General features: G+C 51.4%; 17 protein-coding genes. 7 read left to right on the plus strand and 10 right to left on the minus strand.

Annotated elements, in window-relative coordinates:
• The first annotated feature begins 111 nt into the window (after positions 1-111).
• The 3 genes from FHT67_RS10645 (at position 112) to FHT67_RS10655 (ending at position 3,324) form a co-directional block, all read left to right on the plus strand.
• Complete coding sequence (locus tag FHT67_RS10645; protein WP_132305779.1) at positions 112-1,446, plus strand: ABC transporter substrate-binding protein; 1,335 nt, start codon at positions 112-114, stop codon at positions 1,444-1,446.
• Positions 1,447-1,589: 143 nt separating this feature from the next.
• Positions 1,590-2,483 (plus strand): carbohydrate ABC transporter permease, encoded by an 894-nt coding sequence (locus FHT67_RS10650; RefSeq protein WP_132305777.1) that lies wholly within the window; start codon positions 1,590-1,592, stop codon positions 2,481-2,483.
• 4 nt (positions 2,484-2,487) lie between these two features.
• A complete protein-coding gene (locus tag FHT67_RS10655) occupies positions 2,488-3,324 on the plus strand; it encodes a carbohydrate ABC transporter permease (protein WP_167197994.1) in 837 nt (278 codons plus the stop codon).
• A 174-nt stretch (positions 3,325-3,498) separates the two neighbouring features.
• On the opposite strand, the gene FHT67_RS29955 is transcribed toward FHT67_RS10655, so the two are convergent.
• Positions 3,499-3,843, minus strand: a complete 345-nt coding sequence (locus FHT67_RS29955) for a hypothetical protein (RefSeq protein WP_243867058.1) — start codon at positions 3,841-3,843, stop codon at positions 3,499-3,501.
• Between the two features lie 452 nt (positions 3,844-4,295).
• On the opposite strand from FHT67_RS29955, the gene FHT67_RS10665 reads away from it, so the two are divergent.
• Positions 4,296-5,315: a YheC/YheD family endospore coat-associated protein gene (locus FHT67_RS10665; protein ID WP_167197997.1), complete on the plus strand. Its 1,020-nt coding sequence runs from the start codon at positions 4,296-4,298 to the stop codon at positions 5,313-5,315.
• Positions 5,316-5,505: 190 nt separating this feature from the next.
• On the opposite strand, the gene kduD is transcribed toward FHT67_RS10665, so the two are convergent.
• Genes kduD through kduI form a run of 3 tightly spaced genes read right to left on the minus strand, consistent with a single transcriptional unit; the run spans position 5,506 to position 7,862 of the window.
• Positions 5,506-6,255: a 2-dehydro-3-deoxy-D-gluconate 5-dehydrogenase KduD gene (gene kduD / locus FHT67_RS10670; protein WP_167198000.1), complete on the minus strand. Its 750-nt coding sequence runs from the start codon at positions 6,253-6,255 to the stop codon at positions 5,506-5,508.
• A 3-nt stretch (positions 6,256-6,258) separates the two neighbouring features.
• Positions 6,259-7,026, minus strand: coding sequence for a DeoR/GlpR family DNA-binding transcription regulator (locus FHT67_RS10675; protein WP_132305769.1), 768 nt, complete (start codon positions 7,024-7,026; stop codon positions 6,259-6,261).
• Positions 7,027-7,028: 2 nt separating this feature from the next.
• Positions 7,029-7,862 (minus strand): 5-dehydro-4-deoxy-D-glucuronate isomerase, encoded by an 834-nt coding sequence (gene kduI, locus FHT67_RS10680; protein WP_167198003.1) that lies wholly within the window; start codon positions 7,860-7,862, stop codon positions 7,029-7,031.
• 216 nt (positions 7,863-8,078) lie between these two features.
• Between kduI and FHT67_RS10685 the strand changes: the two genes are divergently transcribed.
• Positions 8,079-8,648: a GNAT family N-acetyltransferase gene (locus FHT67_RS10685; RefSeq protein WP_347880090.1), complete on the plus strand. Its 570-nt coding sequence runs from the start codon at positions 8,079-8,081 to the stop codon at positions 8,646-8,648.
• A 37-nt stretch (positions 8,649-8,685) separates the two neighbouring features.
• On the opposite strand, the gene FHT67_RS10690 is transcribed toward FHT67_RS10685, so the two are convergent.
• Entirely contained in the window at positions 8,686-10,254 is a 1,569-nt protein-coding gene (locus FHT67_RS10690) for an FMN-binding glutamate synthase family protein (RefSeq protein WP_132305765.1), read from the minus strand.
• 371 nt (positions 10,255-10,625) lie between these two features.
• Between FHT67_RS10690 and gmd the strand changes: the two genes are divergently transcribed.
• On the plus strand, positions 10,626-11,741 hold the full coding sequence (gene gmd / locus FHT67_RS10695; protein ID WP_132305763.1) for a GDP-mannose 4,6-dehydratase: 1,116 nt from the start codon (positions 10,626-10,628) through the stop codon (positions 11,739-11,741).
• A gap of 251 nt (positions 11,742-11,992) precedes the next feature.
• Here gmd and FHT67_RS10700 read toward each other — a convergent pair whose 3' ends face one another.
• On the minus strand, positions 11,993-13,111 hold the full coding sequence (locus tag FHT67_RS10700) for a DegT/DnrJ/EryC1/StrS family aminotransferase (RefSeq protein ID WP_132305761.1): 1,119 nt from the start codon (positions 13,109-13,111) through the stop codon (positions 11,993-11,995).
• A gap of 32 nt (positions 13,112-13,143) precedes the next feature.
• The gene (locus FHT67_RS10705) at positions 13,144-13,791 is read right to left on the minus strand and encodes an acetyltransferase (RefSeq protein WP_132305759.1); all 648 of its coding nucleotides are present in this window, start codon (positions 13,789-13,791) and stop codon (positions 13,144-13,146) included.
• Positions 13,792-13,979: 188 nt separating this feature from the next.
• Here FHT67_RS10705 and FHT67_RS10710 point away from each other — a divergent pair, with 188 nt between their 5' ends.
• Positions 13,980-15,884 (plus strand): DUF4214 domain-containing protein, encoded by a 1,905-nt coding sequence (locus FHT67_RS10710; protein ID WP_167198006.1) that lies wholly within the window; start codon positions 13,980-13,982, stop codon positions 15,882-15,884.
• Between the two features lie 3 nt (positions 15,885-15,887).
• Here the strand turns inward: FHT67_RS10710 and FHT67_RS10715 are convergent, their stop codons facing one another.
• From FHT67_RS10715 to FHT67_RS10725, 3 genes are read right to left on the minus strand one after another with little or no spacing between them, the layout of a single operon-like run.
• Complete coding sequence (locus tag FHT67_RS10715) at positions 15,888-17,060, minus strand: glycosyltransferase family 4 protein (RefSeq protein WP_167198009.1); 1,173 nt, start codon at positions 17,058-17,060, stop codon at positions 15,888-15,890.
• Positions 17,061-17,090: 30 nt separating this feature from the next.
• Positions 17,091-18,185, minus strand: a complete 1,095-nt coding sequence (locus FHT67_RS10720) for a glycosyltransferase family 61 protein (protein WP_132305753.1) — start codon at positions 18,183-18,185, stop codon at positions 17,091-17,093.
• A 5-nt stretch (positions 18,186-18,190) separates the two neighbouring features.
• On the minus strand, positions 18,191-18,874 hold the full coding sequence (locus tag FHT67_RS10725) for a class I SAM-dependent methyltransferase (protein WP_132305751.1): 684 nt from the start codon (positions 18,872-18,874) through the stop codon (positions 18,191-18,193).
• Between the last annotated feature and the right edge of the window lie 156 nt (positions 18,875-19,030).

Here is a 19,030-nt window from a genome sequence, read left to right on the forward strand (position 1 = left end):
TGTCTGTTTTTTGACGAAAAATCACTGGTTATTCGATTCCGGGCTCTCCTTTTTAACTGTACTATAGGAAATGTAAACACTTACATGGTTTGAGGAAGGGGCGCTAGAAACATGGGAAAGAAGCTATCAGCAGCAATCGCACTCATCTTGGCTACGACTCTCACGGCATGCGGCGGAGGCAACAATAACAACGCAAATCAAGCCGCCAATACGGGGGCAAGCACTTCGGCAAATGCAAATGCTGGGAAAACGGATACGGGGAAAAACATTACGCTCCGTATCGCTTGGTGGGGTTCGCAGCCTCGACATGATTACACGCTGGAAGTTATCAAAATGTATGAGGCCGCTCATCCAAACGTGAAGATCGAGTCCGAATACGCCAACTTTGACGATTACTGGAAGAAGCTTGCTCCCGAAGCCGCTGCAAGCGAGCTGCCGGACATCGTGCAGATGGATATCTCCTACCTGTCGCAATACGGCTCCAAGGGCCAGCTGGCCGATCTTACGCCTTACCTGAACAAACAGATCGACACAACGGATATTTCGGAGAACGCGATCTCCGGCGGTAAATTAGGCGACAAGCTTTATGGCTTTAACCTTGGCGTAAACACCGTTAACTTCCAATATGATCCTGAATTGCTGAAGAAGCTTGGCGTAGACAAGCCCGCAGATGACTGGACTTGGGACGACTATTTCGCTCTTGCGTCGAAAGCGAAGGAAGCGGGACTCTACTTCGATAACGGCTTCCGTCCGGAAGTATTCTTCGGCTACTACCTGCGTACGAAAGGCCAGCATCTCTACAATGCGGAAGGCACGGCGCTCGGATACGATGACGACCAGCTGTTCGTTGATTTCTTCAAGCCGCTGGCACAGCTCGTGAAAGACGGGGATACGCCTCCGCCGGACGTGAAAGCGCAAATTAAAGGTTTGGAAGACGATCTCCTAGTAAAAGGACAGCAAGTGGGGATCTGGCAATGGACCAATCAGTTCGTAGGCATTCAGCAGGTTGCTAACCGTCCGCTTGAAATGGCGAATATGCCGAATCCTGACCGCGTGAAGGGTCTCTACCTGAAGCCAAGCATGTACTTCTCGATCGCTCAGAACTCCAAGCAAAAAGAAGCGGCTGCCGATTTTATCAACTTCTTCGTGAATGATATCGAGGCAAACAAGCTGATTAAAGGCGACCGCGGCGTACCTGTAAACAGCAAAGTCATTGAAGCTATCAAACCAACGCTTGAGCCGGCTCAGCAGCAAGTATTCGATTATGTGGCATGGGCACAAGAGAATAGCTCGCCAATGGATCCGCCGGATCCAATCGGCGCGGCAGAGATTATTACCTTGTTCAGCTCGATTGCGGAGCAAATGGACTTCCAGCAAATTACGCCGGAAGACGCTGCCAAGCAATTCCGCGAAGAAGCCAATGCGATATTAGCCAAGAACAAATAAGAGATGACAGGCAGGGATGGCTGGCCATGAACGGCCGGCCATCCTTTATAACAAGGCTTATATTTCACCGCGAAACGCGTGCTGCTCCTCATGGGCGCCGGCCGTTTCACCGGTAGCGAATCTTGTGCAGGAGTTGGTCTTATATGAAAGCGGTTTTTAAGAGAGATTTAACGGGTTACGCGTTTATCAGCCCTTTCGTTGTCGGCTTTCTTGTCTTTACGTTTGTTCCGATTTTAGCATCCCTTTATTTGTCGTTTACCGATTATGACCTGTTTACCACCCCGAATTGGGTTGGCTTCGACAATTACCATGATCTCTTCACGAGTGACAAGAAGTTCTGGAAATCGTTAAAGGTAACATTCCTGTACGTCTTTATCGGAGTTCCGCTTCGTTTGTTCTTTGCCCTTATGGTTGCCATGCTGCTTAATACCGCTTCGAGAGCGGTCGGCGTGTATCGGACCTTGTTTTACCTTCCATCCATTATCGGCGGCAGCGTAGCCGTATCCATCATGTGGCGCAACCTGTACGGCGATAAAGGGATTATCAACGGTTTGCTTGAAGCCGTAGGCCTGGATGCGGTCAGATGGTTTGCCGATCCGATGGCGGCGCTTTGGATGCTTATCACGTTGTCGGCTTGGCAGTTCGGTTCTTCGATGCTGATCTTCCTGGCGGGACTGAAGAACATTCCAATCAGCTTATACGAGGCCGCAAGCGTAGACGGCGCAAATGGGTTTAACCGATTTTTTAAAATTACGGTGCCAATGCTGACACCGATCATATTGTTTAACGCGATTATGCAAACAATCGGAGCTTTCATGACGTTTGTTCCAGCTTACATTATTTCCAAAGGAACAGGCGGTCCGCTCGACGGAACCTTGCTGTATTCGCTTTACCTGTTCCGTCAGGGCTTCCAATTTTTCGATATGGGTACCGCGTCGGCAATGGCCTGGATTATGCTGGTCATCGTATCGGTACTGACAGCCGTCTTGTTCCTGTCATCCAAATACTGGGTTCATTACGAGTCGAAGGAGGGATAAGCGCATGATAGCGAAAAAGTGGAAATGGCCGATTTATCATATTGCAGCCGCAGGCGGCGCTATCTTGATGATCTATCCCGTGATCTGGCTCCTTATGAGCTCCTTCAAGAAAAGCGAAACCATCTTCACCACTTCCAATCAACTGATTCCGGACCACTGGATCTGGACGAATTATTCGGACGGCTGGGCAGGGATTGGCGGCCATACGTTTGGAACTTACATTACCAACACGTTAGTGCTTGTTGTGCTCGCAACAATCGGCGCGGTATTGTCTTCCGCACTTGTAGCGTTTGGCTTCGGCCGGCTGAATTTCCGGGGCAAAAAATTCTGGTTTGCGATAATGATGGTGACGCTCATGCTGCCGCATGACGTCACGCTTGTCCCGCAATATATTTTGTTCTCCAAGCTTCATTGGCTCAATTCCATTAAGCCGATTGTTATTCCGGCGTACTTCGGGGCACCGTTCTTTATCTTCCTGATGGTGCAATTTATCCGGACGCTTCCGGGTGAGCTTGACGAAGCGGCCACCATTGACGGCTGCGGCAAGTTCAGACTGTTCTACCGCATTATTCTGCCGCTTATTATTCCGGCCATGGCAACCGCGGCAATCTTCTCGTTTTACTGGCGCTGGGAGGACCTGATTGGTCCGCTGCTCTACTTGAATAAGCCTTCGATGTACACCGTATCCATGGCCCTTAAGATGTATCTCGATGCCGAGACGCTATCCAACTGGGGCGCCATGTTCGCGATGTCCATTGTCAGCTTGATTCCGGTGTTCGCGATTTTCTTCTTCTTCCAGAAGCATATTGTCGAAGGAATCAGTACAAGCGGTTTGAAATAATACAATCGGCTTGGCGGGGACGTCCGGCAGTATGCCGAAGATGAATCGCTGTATTCTTTTTTTAATCGGTTACAACAAACCCAGTACCGACACGGTACTGGGTTTGTTGTCGTCTGAAGGGCACTCGAACTCTAGCCCTAATCGTAACTTGTATTGCCGCCGGATGGCTTCTGATTACGTGGATAAAACGGCTGCCGTAAGGCCAGCAAAGTTGATTATAATGGTTTGCCCGCCAGTCACCATATTCCCCGTAACGCGCAGAGAATAGGTATGAGTGCCGGTCAACGGCGCTTCATCACAGGCTGTGAGAGCAAGCGTAAACGGACTCATAGCCATCGATCCCGTATCAATGGCGGTTGCAATGACAACTCCATCATCGCGGACGATTTCCGCCGTTAAAGTTAAATTGTTAGAATTCGGTGTCCATGTTACGTAGCCGGTCAACCAAACGGTGTTGGTAGGTGCAGCCACAGTTGCCGCAACCGTTAAAACGGTGGCAGTTGGCGCAGCCAAGGTCAAGGTAATTGGAGGCGTTCCGGCATATTGTGCGCAATCAAATCCAGTTAATAGCCCTGGTGCTCCAGGTGGTCCCGCTGGTCCCGTTGGTCCTGTTGCTCCTGTTGGCCCTGCTGGCCCTTGCGCACCTGCTGGCCCTTGTGCACCTGCTGGCCCCTGCGGTCCTGCTGGCCCTTGAGGCCCGGGAGGTCCCGGTGGACCTGGTAATCTACCCATCCTTGTATGCACACTCCTTATTAACTATTTTAGCGAGCATGAAGACTATGAGGCCCGATGGTGCGTGACTACGAAATGCTTCCTTCCATAGCGGCCACAAAACAAAATATTCCGTAGATAAACTAAATTGCATGTACATAAAAAATTTTCTCCTCGGTTGTATTGTTGTCCATGCATGTTCAGCTTCTTCACATACATTGTTTATATGATTTTCTATATGAGATTTTTGGAGGAAAGTAATGAGTTTCGTAGGCATTTTGGTTGCAACCCGTAAGCAGCGGAAGAACGTTCTTAAGCAATATCTTCAGTCCAATACCATGAATCTGAAATTATTTTGTTTTACTCCGTCATCTATCAACTGGAAGCGAAAGCGTATAATAGGGCTTCATCAATCCAACGGCAGATGGGTGATCGGTGATTTTCCATTTCCCAAAGTCGTGTACAACCGTTGTTACAATACCGATCAACAACTGATCGAACGTTTGGGGAAAGTTATCGGCATCAATAAATGCTTCAATCATATTAATCAATTCAATAAACAAGAGATTTATACGAATTTAAACAGATGGCTTTCCGATTATTTGCCGGCAACCGTTCCCTTCGACAAGGAGAATGCCGTTCATTTGCTAAGGGCTCATCGGGAAGTATACTTTAAACCTTGTTATGGCCATCAAGGAAAAGGTGTAATTCGTGCAGAAATGCAAGCTACGGGTGAAATCCATTTGGGACATCACTATTTTTCGCCTGAAATCATCTTTCAAGACACGCAGCAATTTCAAGAGAGCATAGAATCGATACTCGGCTCCACCCCCTATATCATGCAAGAAGGAATCCCTATTCAACAAGTAGATAACCGAGTTTTCGATATCCGGGCGCTTGTACAAAAAAACGAAAACGGCTTATGGTCGGTCACAAACCTTGTCAGCCGAATCGCAACGAAAGACAGCTTTAACACTAGCATCTTTGACGAAGTTTGTTTATCTCAACAAATACTCGACCGTCTGTATCCACCGGATAAAGCAGCTCGTATTATTCGCTCGATTTACGATATCAGTTTAAGAAGCGCGGAAATCATGGACGAAAACACCGCCTATCATTTAGGAGAATTCAGCGTAGATTTTGCGTTGGACAACAATGAGCACGCATGGATCATTGAACTAAACGGAAAGCCTCAAAAATCGCTTTATGCCGGCATTCGCAACCAAAGCGCGGTCTATATGCGACCGATTCAATATGCGAAGTATTTGTGCAAGCGCTGAGCCTGACCGTTGGTTTAATTTATGGGGCGGGGCTTGACAGGGTTACTCGTCTGTAAGTGACGCAACACGATTGGATTCCAAGAGGAGTCCGCTTCAAAGTCTACTGCTAATAACGGAAAAAACTGCGAAAAAACGAGCCTATAGAATCGCTTCTAAGGCTCGTTTCGCATTCAGGAGGTTTTTCTTGTTATCAGCGGCCCATCCAGCCGCCGTCCACGTTGAGAACGTGACCGCTCAAGTAGTCGGAAGCAGCGGAAGCAAGGAATACAACCGGACCCTTCAGGTCATCCGGCGTACCCCAGCGGCCTGCAGGAATCCGCTCGGTAATCGAGTTCGTGCGGGCTTCATCCTTCAGGATTGGGGCGGTGTTGTTCGTTGTCATGTAACCCGGTGCAATGGCGTTAACGTTCACGCCGCGGCCAGCCCATTCATTGGCAAGCGCCTTGGTTACGCCTGCAACCGCATGCTTGCTTGCCGTGTAACCGGGCACGTTAATGCCGCCCTGGTAGCTGAGCATCGAAGCGATATTGATGATTTTGCCGCTGCCGCGCTCCAGCATGTGACGGCCAGCGAGCTGACTGAGGAAGAAGACCGAATTCAGGTTCAGGTCGATAACGTCATGCCAGTCCTTGGCGGAATGATCGGCAGCGGGCGTACGGCGGATAATGCCCGCGTTGTTAACCAGAATATCCACTTTGCCGAAGAATCCCCTGGCTTGATTAAACACGTCCTCAAGAATATTTGCATTGCTGAGGTCAGCCGAGATTTCTTCCGCTTGTCCTCCGATAGCACGAATCTTCTCGACAGTGGCATTGCTGTTCGAGGAAGAGATCGCAACGATGGATGCGCCCGCTTCCGCAAGACCAAGCGCCATGGCTTGGCCTAGGCCTCCAGATGTACCCGTAACAACTGCTGTTTTGCCTGTCAGATCAAATAGCATGGATTAATTCATCCTTTCATAGATCGTAAGATTGGCGCCGGCCTGCCGGTACTGCTCAGCCGTTTCCGTTGAGATCCCGGAGTCGGTAATGATCGTTCTAATTTCATGAAAGCCGGCAAAGGTAAATAAGGCGCCTTGGCCAAATTTGTGATGATCAACAACCACGTAAGAGGATTGAGCGGTATCCAGCAAAGCTCTTTTGAATGCGGTCAAATCGCCCGTATAAATCGTAAAGCCAAATTCCGCATGAACACCCGTTGCAGACAGGAAGGCTTTCTTGATATTCAGCTTCCGGATGTAAGCCTCGGCTTCAGCGCCTGCCAGCATATTGCGGACACGGTAGCCTCCGGGTACAACAAGCTGAATCTCGTCCTTGCGGGAGAGCTCGGCGATAATATGCACGTCATTGGTTACGACGGTGAGAGGCTGGTTGCGAAGCTTCTTCGCAATCTCAAGCGTTGTGCTGCCGCCGTCCAGGGCGATAATGTCGCCGGTCTCGATAAAAGAAAGCGCCAGCTCCGCAATCTCCGTCTTCTCCGAAGCATGCCGCGCAAGCGGCTCTTGCTGAGACAAGATCCCAAGCTGGCCCGTTTGGGCAAGGACTGCTCCCCCGTGAATACGAAGGAGCAGTCCTTTTTCCTCTAACCTTGCCAGATCCTCGCGAATGGTTTTGCCCGTCACGTCCAGTCGTTCGCTTAACTCCTGAACGGTGACCTCGCGGCTCGCCAGCAAGGCTTCCATAATTAATTCATGCCTGCGAATCGCATTCATTGTTATCTCAAATCTTGAGGCGCAACGGCGTCCATATCCTCGAAGATTTGGTTCTCGCCGGCCATGCCCCAGATGAATGTATAAGCGCTTGTGCCAACACCGCTGTGAATCGACCAGCTTGGCGACAGAATCGCTTGCTCGTTGCGCACGACCAAATGGCGTGTTTCTTGCGGCTCGCCCATGAAGTGGAAGACATTGCCGTCCGCTTGCATATCGAAGTACAGGTAGACCTCCGAGCGGCGGTTATGCGTATGGCAAGGCATCGTGTTCCAGTTGCTGCCCGGCTTCAGCATCGTTAGACCCATTACCAGCTGGCAGCTTTGGATGCCGCCGGTATGGATGTAACGGTAAATCGTACGCTCGTTGTTTGTGTTTAGAGCACCGAGATGGTTAGGGGAAGCTTCGCTGATCGAGGCTTTCACCGTAGGATAGTTTTTATGAGCTGGCGTCGAGTTCAGATAGAACTTCGCCGGATTAGCCGAGTCCGTGCTTGTGAATTCAACCTCCGCCGCGCCAAGGCCGATGTAGAGGCAGTCCTTGTTTTCCATATCGTAAGCCGTACCGTCAACGGTAACCGTACCGCGGCCGCCAACGTTAATAATGCCGATCTCGCGGCGTTCCAGGAAGGTTGCGGCACCCATTGTTTTGGTATCGGCTTCAAGCTTGACGGGCTGGTTAACCGGTACGGCGCCGCCGATAATAAAGCGGTCAACGTGCGAATAAGTAAGAGTCAGCTGATCCTGAACGAAAAGCGTCTCGAGCAGGAACTCTTGGCGAAGGCGTGTGGTGTCAAAAGCTTTTACCTCTTGCGGATGAGAAGCGTAACGGATTTCCATGTTTAAATAACCTCCATTGTTTAAGTAATGTTGTTTAAATAAGTTTATTTAAGTTCGTATAAGTTCATTTTAAGGCGGCGAATGTGGATTTGCAACCCTAAATTTGAATGGGAAAATTTGTTTTTAATGAAAGAGGATGCTGTATAGCCACTGCGGGCTTGCTATAGTGGGGGAAGCAGAAATATAGGGGGGGAGATAACGATTAGCCAAATCCGAATCGATTGTCCGGCTGTTTATTTACGGGAATACGCGATAGATGATTTGGACCGCCTGCATGCCTTGACCTGGCAGCCTGAAATTTACGAGTTCCTGCCGGGTTGGAACGTGTCCAGGGAACAAAGGGGAGAATGGTTTGTTCATTATGAACTGGAGGAGAACGCAAGGTTCATTCACGCCGTATCCGAGGGCGGAGACGTTGGCGGCCTGCGATTAAGGCTCGGGATAATCGAGAAATCGAGCGATGAATTTATTGGCTGGTGCTGCACGGGAGTAAAAGAAGAGCTGCCCGTCCCTGAGCGGGAGATCATGTACGCGATTTCGCATAAGCACCGGAATAATGGCTATACGACGCAAGCCGTGAAAGGAATGGTGGAGTACTTGTTTCAGCATACGAAAATCGACAGTTTGGTCGCGCTGGCCCATATCCGCAATGCGGCCTCCATGCGGGTGATCGAGAAGAGCGGATTTCGTTTTAAGAAGAAGATTAAGATCGAGGATGAGAGCTACCACTATTACAACATGAGCAAACCTCTATCGAGGCCTCGCGAAGATGGGAGACCGGTATAATGAAGAAACCCGCTAGAGCTTCCAGCGGGTTTCTTCGTTATACCGTTTCCGGGTACGGATACAAATCGACGACCCGGTCCGTATGGCCGTTGTCGGTCATAAACACGACATGCTCCCGGCGGAATTCCCGCGGGCTGTTCAAGCCGCAAGCGGCGGCCAAAGAGAATAGGCCTTCCCGCATCTGGAGGATATAGTTCATGACGCGCCATTGTTTTTCTTCCGGCGCGAGCGCTTCCTGGTACTTATCGTCCGTCGTTGTCACGCCTGCGGGGCATTTGCCGGTATGGCACTGCAGCGCCATGATACAGCCGTTCGCCATCATAAAGCCGCGGGCCGAATTGACGGCATCCGCGCCAAGTGCGAGCGCAATGGCGACTTTATCCGGAGTTATAAGCTTGCCGGAGGCGAAAATTTTGAAGCGGTCCCGGACGCCGAATTTGCGAGCCGTGTCGTCGAGGATCAGAAGGCCGGCGAATAACGGAAGTCCCATGCCGTCGGCCATTGCTTTAAAGGTAGCGCCTGAGCCGCCTTCGGAGCCGTCAACCGTAATAAAGTCCGGATAGATATTCATGTCGATCATGGCCTGGAAGAACGGCTCAAGCCGCTTGGGATCGCCAACGACGATTTTTACGCCAATCGGCTTGCCGCCTTCCCGCTGCAGCGTTTGAATAAATTCCAGCGCTTCCTCGGGTCTGGTCAAAAACTCGAAGCGGTTCGGGGAATTGACGGTTTTGCCGACCGGAACCAAGCGAGCCGCGGCAACCTTTTCGTTCACCTTGGAGCCTTCCAGATGTCCGCCGCGGATCTTGGCGCCTTGATGGAATTTCAGCTCAAAGGCTTTGATGTTGGAATGGCTGGCTTTGCGTTTAAAGGCTTCTATCGAGAATTTGCCCGTTTCGTCCCGGAAGCCGTAGAGACCGGGCCCAATTTGGGACACGACATCAACCCCGGTCGACAGATGGACATCGGCCACGCCGCCTTCTCCCGTATTAATCCAGGAGCCGCCGGCCATATTGGCACCGCTGCCCGTCGATTGAATGTAGTTCTCCCCAACCGCGCCAAAAGAGGTAGCCGAGGCGCCAAACAATCCCTTCAGCTTCCACGGCTGGTCTCTGTTTTCTCCCACGATTAGCGCATCATCATCATGAAGGAGCCAAGGCCTGACTTGCTCGGAAATAAATTTTTCCTGGCGCGTGAAGACGCCTTCGCCCGTAATGACATATTTTTTGCCCGGCAGCATGGTATCGTTATCGATTTTGAGTTCGCTCGTCAGCTTCGGAAACATGGCGTTGGACAAATAAAAGCCGGGCTTCTCGTAATCCCGGCGGCCGCCGAAGGAGATCAGGTCCGTCCGGTATTTGGCCGCGTACACGACGCCAACGAAGTCGGCCCTTGAGAACGGCTTGCCCTCCGTATCGTTGTCAAACCAGTATTGGCGGAATTCGGGACCCAGCTTCTCAAGCAGGTAGCGGAGCCAGCCCAGGAACGGATGGGAACGGATAATGGAATGCTTCGGTTTCTTCGACAATGCGTACATGTAGCTGAAGAAAATGATTGGAGGCAGCGCGATAACGGCAACCAGAATAAGCAGAATGGAAAGCAGCATAAATAGTAAACCCTCCCGGTTGGAGAAATAACGTCATAGGGCTCCATTATATCACAGCCTAATAGGGTATGCTTTCCAGGGACATACAACCCGTACAGAAATTAACCGCCGTACAATCTCAGCGAATGTCCCGCCCGCATATAATGAACCGTATATCAATGCCGAAGGGGACGATGCTATGAACAGACGGACAGCTTTGCTGATATCCCTCATTTTGTATGTAGTTCTGGCAATAGTATTGATCTTAAGCGCAGTTTTTCATTTTGGCTGAAAATAGTTCTTTGTCCGATGCCGAGGCAGTTTGTCCTGTCATACCATATGGAAGATAGCAGGGGACCGACCTGCTCAATATGACGATGACGGAGGGAACCATGAATAAGGTCGCCTTCATTACAGGGATTACCGGGCAGGACGGGATGTATCTGGCAGAGCTGCTGCTTGCCAAAGGATACGTCGTGCATGGACTTAAACGCAGAAGCTCGCTTGCGAATACCGGGCGGATCGACCGCCTCGCCGATGAAGCGAATAAAACCGGGAAGAAGCTGGTGCTTCATTACGGAGATTTGACGGATTCCACGAATTTGGTTCGTTTGGTCCAGCAGATTCAGCCGGACGAGATTTATAATTTGGCGGCAATGAGCCATGTTCATGTCAGCTTCGACTCGCCGGAATATACGGCTAACGCGGACGGCATCGGAACCTTGCGGCTGCTCGAAGCGGTCCGGATTCTGGGATTGACGGAGAAGACCAGAATATACCAGGCCTCTACCTCCGAGCTTTACGGCTTGGTGCAGGCTGTGCCTCAAAGCGAAACGACGCCGTTTTACCCCAGAAGTCCTTATGCGGTTGCGAAGCTGTACGGGTATTGGATTACCGTGAACTACCGGGAAGCTTACAATATGTATGCCTGCAACGGGATTTTGTTCAACCACGAAAGCCCGGTCCGCGGAGAAACCTTCGTAACCCGGAAAATAACCCGTGCCGTCGCGCGGATCGCTCACGGTCTGCAGGACGTACTGGCGCTGGGCAATCTGTCGGCCAAACGCGACTGGGGTCATGCGCGCGACTATGTCGATGCGATGTACCGGATTCTTCAGCAGGATACCGCGGAGGATTACGTGATTGCCACGGGTGAAACAACGGAGGTCAGGGAGTTCGTGCGCCTTGCTTTTGCGGAAGCGGGCATCGAGGTAGCCTTCGACGGAGAAGGGGCGGAGGAATACGGCTACGTGGTAGCCTGCGGCAATCCGGATTACCAGATTCCGCAAGGCACGACCGTTGTCAAAGTAGACCCTCGATTCTACCGGCCGTCCGAAGTGGAGCTTCTGATCGGGGATTCGACCAAAGCAAGGACCAAGCTGAACTGGCAGCCCGTAAGCAGCCTGAAGGATCTCGTGGGCGAGATGGTGGCGGGCGATCTGGCGGAAGCGCGGCGGGTTGTCGATCTGCGCAAGCTGGGTTACGACGTAAGTCTGGATATGGAATAAGCAGGTACGCTGAAGGCTGTCTCGGCTGTCTCGCATAGAGACAGCTTTTTTGTGTTTGCGGGAGCTTTTCAAGGTGCCGACCCGGCGATTTGCCGGCGCTTGGCGTTAAGTCTGCCGGCGCTTCGCTAAGCATCATCGCAAGCCGGATTGCTTATCCGGATCCGAGTGAAACCTTGATTCCATAACAAAGCCCATCCACAATCCTCGTAATGAAGGATAATTAGATGGGCTTTCTTCATTCTATATACGCGTTACACGCCGCGAACGCGCGCTTTAATCCGGTCGCAAATATGCTGGATATCCTGCTTGGTTAGTCCGCCGTAAGTAGGGACGTTAAAGCCTTGCGCGGTAATGCGATTTGCAACGGGGAAATCCTCATGCGGCTGCAAGCCTTGATAAGGCGGAAGAACATGCATCGGGTAAAAGAAAGGCCGTGTCTCGATGCCGTCATCCTTGAGCTGCGCCATAATTTCGTTTCTCCGGGCCTCATCTGCACCGTTCAGAACAACGCTGAACATCCAATACACGTTTTTCGCCCAAGGCATTTCGACAGGCAACGTGAGGGAAGGCTCATCTTTGAGATTCTCGTAATAGAGGCCGGCGACTCTTTTCCTTTCACCGATATGCCAATCCACATTCTCGAGTTGGGCGCAGCCGACAGCAGCCTGCAGATTGGTGAGACGGTAATTGTAACCGACAACCGGGAACCAGTATTTGCGTACCGGATCGATGCCTTGGCCGCGAAGCGTACGCATCCTGTTCGCCAGCTCCTCATCGTCGGTCGTGATCATGCCGCCTTCGCCGGTCGTAATGATTTTGTTGCCGAAAAGGCTGAAGGTTGCGATATCGCCAAGCGACCCCGTTCGTTTCCCTTTGTATTCCGCGCCAAGCGCTTCAGCGGCATCCTCGAGGACAAACAAGCCATGCTTCCTGGCAATGCCGGTTACGGCCTCCATGTCGGCCGGGTGGCCATAGAGATGCACGGGAATAATGCCTTTGGTGCGAGGCGTGATCAGACTCTCAAGCTTATCGGGATCGAGGTTCCACGTCTCGGGCTCGCAATCGACAAAGACTGGCGTTGCCCCGCAGTACACAACCGCGTTCGCGGTAGCGATAAAAGTGACGGTAGGTACAATGACCTCATCGCCCGGTCCAACGCCAAACGCCAGCAGCGCCAGGTGAAGGGCGGTAGTGCCGTTGCTGCAGGAGATCGCATATTTGGTGCCGCAATAAGCGGCGAAATTGTTCTCGAAATCGTTAATATATTTTCCGGCTGAAGAAATCCAGGTTGAATCGATGCAATCCATGACGTATTTCTTTTCGTTTCCGTTAAATACGGGTACGGCAACCGGATAAAATTTGTTGTCCATGAATTATGCCTCCCTCCGAGTTACCTTCATTCTTAAGCTAAAGTCCGTTTGACAACGGCAGGAACGCCAACAGCCAGCGAAAACGAAGGAATGGGCGAAATAACGGCCGCCCCGGCCCCGATCATGCAGCCTTCCCCGATTCGCATGCCGTCGATGACCGATGTACCGGTGCCGAGAAAGGATTCGTCGCCCACCGTAACGTTGCCGGACAAATGGCAGCCCGGCGCGATATGGCAGGCATTGCCGATATTTCCGTCGTGGTCAACGGTAGCTCCGGTATTAATGATGCTATATGAGCCGATTCGAGTGTCCGGCTGTATGACGCATCCCGGCATAACCGCCACTCCCGTGCCGAGAGTAACGCCGGTAGCCAAATAGGCACGCGGACTAATCGCGTTGACGAGCTCGAACCCGAGAGCTTCCGCATGCTTCGCAAGAGCATGCCGCCTTGCGTTGTTGCCGATGGCGACAAAAGCATGACGGACTCCTTGCTCATGCAGCTCCGGCAGCAGCTCGTCACCGCCAAGCACGGTTAAGCCAAGAACGGTTGCCGATGAATCATGGCCGATGCAGCCAATCAGCTCGACATGCGGATCATGGCGCAAAATATCCGCGATCACCTTGGCATGACCGCCGGCACCAATTATTACGGTTTTGTTAGGCAGGGCATGATGAAACAAAACGATCGTCTCCTTTTACGCATATCCCATCATATTCAAGCGGAAATAAAATGCTTCAATTCCGGCTAGACAGGCGTCTAATTCGGCAAATATGGTCGAAATCCCCAGAGGGCTAGGGCGTACGCCGTTGCTTTTTCGGGCCGTGACAATACTCTATCTACAGACGAATAGTGATGGGAGGCCAGCCAATGAAGCGGAAGAAGAAGCGCAGGTCGATCAGACGCAGCCTGCGCAGCCGGACAGCACGAAGCAAACGGCGGAAAAACGGAAAGCCGAAGAGACTTTCGAGAAGAAAAGGCAGGAAACGTCTGCGCGGCAAAAAAACGGGCAGAAGGAAAAAGAAAGCCGTACCGCATGCAGCCGTTACCGATGAAGCTTCCATATCGGCGGAGGATGCAGCCCGATTAAGGTCCAACAATGCGATAGTGCGGGCAAGTCTGGCGGAGGGAAGCCGGATCATCGATTACCTGCATTTTGCATTCAAGCTGGATAATGAGGACTTTATTTGGGAGATCTACCGGCAATTCCTGCAGCGCGAGCCGGATGCGGCCGGTTTCTACGAATTTAAAGGCAGGCTGGAAGCCGGCGCGATGACAAGAGCCGCGGTGGCGGCATCCGTCATGCAAAGCGGCGAAGCCGAGCAGGTGTTCACCAGAAAGCCTTCCGGAGACCACAACACTTCGGCCTTTAATTTACAAGGCTTATTCCCAGCCCATACCTTGGACTTTATTCATGGAATCTATGCTCAATTATTAGGCCGCGAACCGGATGATGCGAATGTGGCAAACGAAGTTGCGGCTATCCATCAAGGGGTGTCCAGGCAAGCGCTGATGGCAAGGCTGCTCATGTCCGAAGAGGCGCAGAGTTTGCTGCGTTCTCCGAATCCGCCGGCCGCTATGGCTCGAGCCGCGTTAAACGCCAGGGCTGCCGGTAATCAGAATATCGGCCTATTCCTTTGCTTCGGCGCCCAAATCGCAATGGACGGAGAAGGGATCGGTCGTTTCTTCGTCCGTCTATCCGAAGGCTTGCTAGGTCTGCCGAACGGCTACAATCTTCATATCGCGACAACGGGAGCCAACGTGAAAGAGACGGAAACGATCTTTGCGCCGCTTAAGGCCATGTATCCGAGCCGTATGCACTTTTACCATTCCGACAGCATGGCGACGATTAATCGGGTTGTGCCGGCGGATGTCTGGATCGTGCCTTACGTCGGCATGGGTCTAGCTCAATACCTGCACCAGCCGTATATCGTTTGTCTGCATGACTTGGTCTATATGCATTTTCCGGATCTGTATTCAAAGGATATGGATCATTATCAATACATTCATTCTTTGGCGGAAAAGATTACGAGGAATGCCGCGATTGTCGTCTTTGATTCCGAGTATATCCGCAATCATGAAGGCCTGGAGTATCTGAAGCTTCCGGTGCATCAGACTGAAGTGGTTCGATTCGCTGCGCCTCATGAGGAATACTCATCCTTTGGCATCAAGACCGAGGTTGAATTCCGAGTGAAATACAACTTGTTTGGTCCTTATTTAACCTTCCCGTCCGTCATCCGCCTGCACAAAAACCATGAGCGCCTCATTGACGCGTTCCACCGATTCCGGCTTACCGAGCTGGGAAGGGCATCCGGATTAAAGCTTATATTTACGGATGACTTGAATAACCGTCCGAGACAACAGGAAATTACGGAAGCGTTGAACGCGGTCGCCGATCCCGTTATTCGCGCATCGATCATCTTTATGGGCCGTATCCCCTCTGCCGACTTGCCATCGCTGTACAAATATGCGGAAGGGGTCGTTGTGCCAACCTTGTTCGAAGGCAGCTGTCCGTTCCCGATCGTCGAGTCGTTGCTGATGGAAACCCCGGTTGCCTTTGGCCGGCTGTCGATTGTCCAGGAGGTTATTCCGGATATGAGCAGCTTTGCAACGTTTGATCCTTATAACCCCGTTGAAATAGCGGAATCTATCGGCAGACTGTATTTGCAGGGCAAATCGGTCGTTCCCGCCCAGAAGGAAGCCGCAAGCGGCCTCCTGCATAGGAGATGGGCGGATGTTGCCCTCGATTATGCGGCAATCATCAGCCGGATTTGAGGTTTAATAAAGAGTCTTGCCATAGTAGCGCCAGAAGGTAATCCGGAATACTTCGATATATTGCTTGGCAATATCGTCCCAGGTTTGCGTGGCGTCATGGACACCGTGCAAAGCCGATAATTTGTAGGTGTCGTAATCGTCAAACAAATCATCCAGCGCTTTGGCAATGGAATCCGGGTTATGCGGGTCAAACCAGGCAATCTTGGCGCTATGCCTGGACAGATGCTCCCGCATAACCGGAATATCCGAGCAGAGCACCGGCGTGCCGAGTCGAAGGGCTTCTTCCACCGGATAGCTGCCGCCGCCTTCCGACAGGCTGGGCATGATAAGCGCCTTTGCGTTTTTGATCAAGGCGGGAATATCATGGTCCCCGACGAAGCCAAGCGGATAGACTTGCCGGTCGAGGAGAAGACCAGTCCTCTTCATGGTGGATACAAGCGTTGGGATCCAGCTCACCTCGGACGTGCTGTCCGGGAACGGGATTCGCAATTTATCGGTCAAATACCCGGTTAATACTAACGGGTATTTTCTTTTGTACCGGGACTTGGCGAAGCCCATAAGCAGGTTGTTGTGGTTTTTGTGCGGAGAAGTATTCGACGGATAAATAATATAATCGGCTGGAATCCGGGAGCTTAGCTCAGGCGAAACCTTGCGGTTATAGACATTAGCAATTGGAGTGATCGCATGCGGGATGACGAATGCCTGCTCCGAACGGCTGCCGAAATGAGCGATTAGCCTGTTCTTGACATGCTGGGAGGATACGACAACCGAAGCCGTATGATCGATCCACTTCTTGGACAGCCTCCAGTGAAACGATAATTCTTCGCCCTTCATAAACGGCGGAACGAAATCAAAGATGGTGGTGTCATGGAAGGTGCAGACCGTAGGGCGGTCAATGAATTGGAACTGCTCGGTATGCGGCCAGAAGAAATAAACCACGTTCATGTTCGCGAGCAGGTGGCTGCTCTGGGGATGGTTGATCGGATTGCTGTTGTAGCAGATTTCGATATTCCCCGTTTTTTGAAGCTCGACGTAATTTCGCAGCTGCGAATCTGGTGCGACGACTAGTCTGACCCGCTCCACTCCCGGCTGGCGGGCAATGGCTGCCGTCAGATTGAACAAGAGGCGCATCCCTCCGCCGATCGAGAATTGATTAGACCATATCAGGATATTCATGCTTTATCCTCCTGTAATTTAAGAATGCGTTTAAGCATGAACAATGCCGTTCAACCTCATGTAATGATCCAGTTTTCCTAGATTTACGATGATGTCGTCCGCACCGACATGCGCTTTCGGTTCAACCTCGCATAACAGCTCGTAATAATCAAGCCCGGCATGACAGCACAGCTTCCAGAAGTAATTGTCGACGAAGGATTTGGGAGCCAATTCAATCAGGGAGGCCCCGGGATCGCAAAAGGCTACATTGATGCTGCCGCTGCCAAACGGCGCCACGATGACCTTGGCCGAGGCAAAAACCTCGATTTTTTCCTCTGTCGTCATGGGGGTAAGCACGATTTTCCTGAATCCCTTTGTCTGCAGGTAACGAAGCACCTCGTCTTCGTTCACCACGTGCCGGGCTTTCGCATCCTCACGGGTGATGTAAATGCGTTCGTAGCCTTTGCGTTTGCGGATTTTTCGCTTGTTCTTCATTTGATCCGCGATATAATGCGAGGCCCAGGGCGGGCATTTCCCGATCATTAGCGGTACGGCCGGGACAACCAACGTTTTTGCTTTCAGATGGAAATCCGTTTTGTCCACTTGAATGATTTTGCTGAAAGGGATCCCAAGAAGCTTTAACGACTCGTATTGGAACGGTAAGGTCAGTTTGGGCAACACGTATTTATCAATCGGCATCCCGCTTTTCTCAAGCAGATGAATACGGGGCAGAAGGTCAAAGAACCAATGCCCGAATACAGTGTGCGTACCTTCGCTCTTTGGCTGGGGGAAGTTCCAGCCCCAGAACAAGGAGGCAACGGTGCAGGAATAATACTCCGGCTCATCCAGAATCATTTTTTCATAACCGGCATCGTACAGCTCCAGATCGCCCAGCCGTTTATTGTCCGGCGTGATCACGTACATGTGACTTGTCATCAGCCTTCCTTCAGGAATACGGACAACGAAGGCTTCCTCATAATGGCAGGTTGAAACCCAGCGGTGGGGATCAACGCTCCTTGGAGCGGGCAGCTGGATTGTTTCGGCCGGATAGATCACTTGGTAACGTGCTTTGGCTTCAATTGCAGGAAGCGAATTAACCCAGTCCTTGGCTTTCTTGTAACTGTCTTTCGGTATCGTATACTTCATGGCCATTACCCTCTTGCATAACGGAGAATGAGCTTCTGCTGCTGGGCAAGCACATCCTGGAATTTGTCCGGCACGCCTTTCGGAAAGAGCACGCCCAAGCCATTCGAATGTTGAAACTGCATGTGGGGATAAATGGCACGAAGCTGATCCCACAAAATATGAACGCCAAAATTCATGATTTTGACTGCCGTGTCATGAAAAAGGACGATTCCGTTTGGCGCGAGCTTTGGCAGCCAGCTCGCATAATCATGAAGCACCGCGTTATAAGCGTGATAGCCGTCGATATGAAGAATATCGATCGTTTTATTCGGGAAATTCGACAGCGCTTCGTCGAAGGTGGTTCGTAACAAGGTGCCGACATTCGGAAAATCCCTGTTTTTGACCGCTTGAACCGTTTGATAAATACCGTCATTGATTTGCCCGTACATCCCCGTGTGCGGGTCGCCCTGCCAAGTGTCGACGGCATAGCAGGTGGTATCGAGACCGGCATCCTTAATGGCCTGGCAGAAGCTGAAAAATGAAGTTCCGTATAAGGTGCCAAGCTCAACGATTACTTTCGGTTTGGCAAAACGGACAAGGTCGTAAGCGAAGCGGCGGTGTCCGGACCAAGCTCCTTCCGTCATCATGCCCGCCGGCATTTCCGGTGCGTGGTCGGCTGCGAATTCCGGCCTATAAAACTTCCAATCCATATGTCAACTCCCCATCTATCGTTATAGAAGCACAAGAATTGAAATATTTTATGTTCGTTTGCTATAAGAGGTCAGGGACAAACGTGCAGGTGAAATACACATTTATGAAGCGGGGTCACGTACATAAGCCGTTACGAACCTATCGTCCGTACATAC

Origin of the sequence: Paenibacillus sp. BK720, assembly GCF_011761545.1 — a bacterium.
Classification (GTDB): domain Bacteria; phylum Bacillota; class Bacilli; order Paenibacillales; family Paenibacillaceae; genus Pristimantibacillus.

Excerpts from the sequence above, each read along its gene's own strand:
- FHT67_RS10645 (WP_132305779.1), top strand. The coding sequence starts at position 112 with ATGGGAAAGAAGCTATCAGCAGCAATCGCACTCATCTTGGCTACGACT.
- FHT67_RS10650 (WP_132305777.1), top strand. The coding sequence starts at position 1,590 with ATGAAAGCGGTTTTTAAGAGAGATTTAACGGGTTACGCGTTTATCAGC.
- FHT67_RS10655 (WP_167197994.1), top strand. The coding sequence starts at position 2,488 with ATGATAGCGAAAAAGTGGAAATGGCCGATTTATCATATTGCAGCCGCA.
- FHT67_RS10665 (WP_167197997.1), top strand. The coding sequence starts at position 4,296 with ATGAGTTTCGTAGGCATTTTGGTTGCAACCCGTAAGCAGCGGAAGAAC.
- kduD (WP_167198000.1), bottom strand. The coding sequence starts at position 6,255 with ATGCTATTTGATCTGACAGGCAAAACAGCAGTTGTTACGGGTACATCT.
- FHT67_RS10675 (WP_132305769.1), bottom strand. The coding sequence starts at position 7,026 with ATGAATGCGATTCGCAGGCATGAATTAATTATGGAAGCCTTGCTGGCG.
- kduI (WP_167198003.1), bottom strand. The coding sequence starts at position 7,862 with ATGGAAATCCGTTACGCTTCTCATCCGCAAGAGGTAAAAGCTTTTGAC.
- FHT67_RS10690 (WP_132305765.1), bottom strand. The coding sequence starts at position 10,254 with ATGCTGCTTTCCATTCTGCTTATTCTGGTTGCCGTTATCGCGCTGCCT.
- gmd (WP_132305763.1), top strand. The coding sequence starts at position 10,626 with ATGAATAAGGTCGCCTTCATTACAGGGATTACCGGGCAGGACGGGATG.
- FHT67_RS10700 (WP_132305761.1), bottom strand. The coding sequence starts at position 13,111 with ATGGACAACAAATTTTATCCGGTTGCCGTACCCGTATTTAACGGAAAC.
- FHT67_RS10710 (WP_167198006.1), top strand. The coding sequence starts at position 13,980 with ATGAAGCGGAAGAAGAAGCGCAGGTCGATCAGACGCAGCCTGCGCAGC.
- FHT67_RS10715 (WP_167198009.1), bottom strand. The coding sequence starts at position 17,060 with ATGAATATCCTGATATGGTCTAATCAATTCTCGATCGGCGGAGGGATG.
- FHT67_RS10720 (WP_132305753.1), bottom strand. The coding sequence starts at position 18,185 with ATGAAGTATACGATACCGAAAGACAGTTACAAGAAAGCCAAGGACTGG.
- FHT67_RS10725 (WP_132305751.1), bottom strand. The coding sequence starts at position 18,874 with ATGGATTGGAAGTTTTATAGGCCGGAATTCGCAGCCGACCACGCACCG.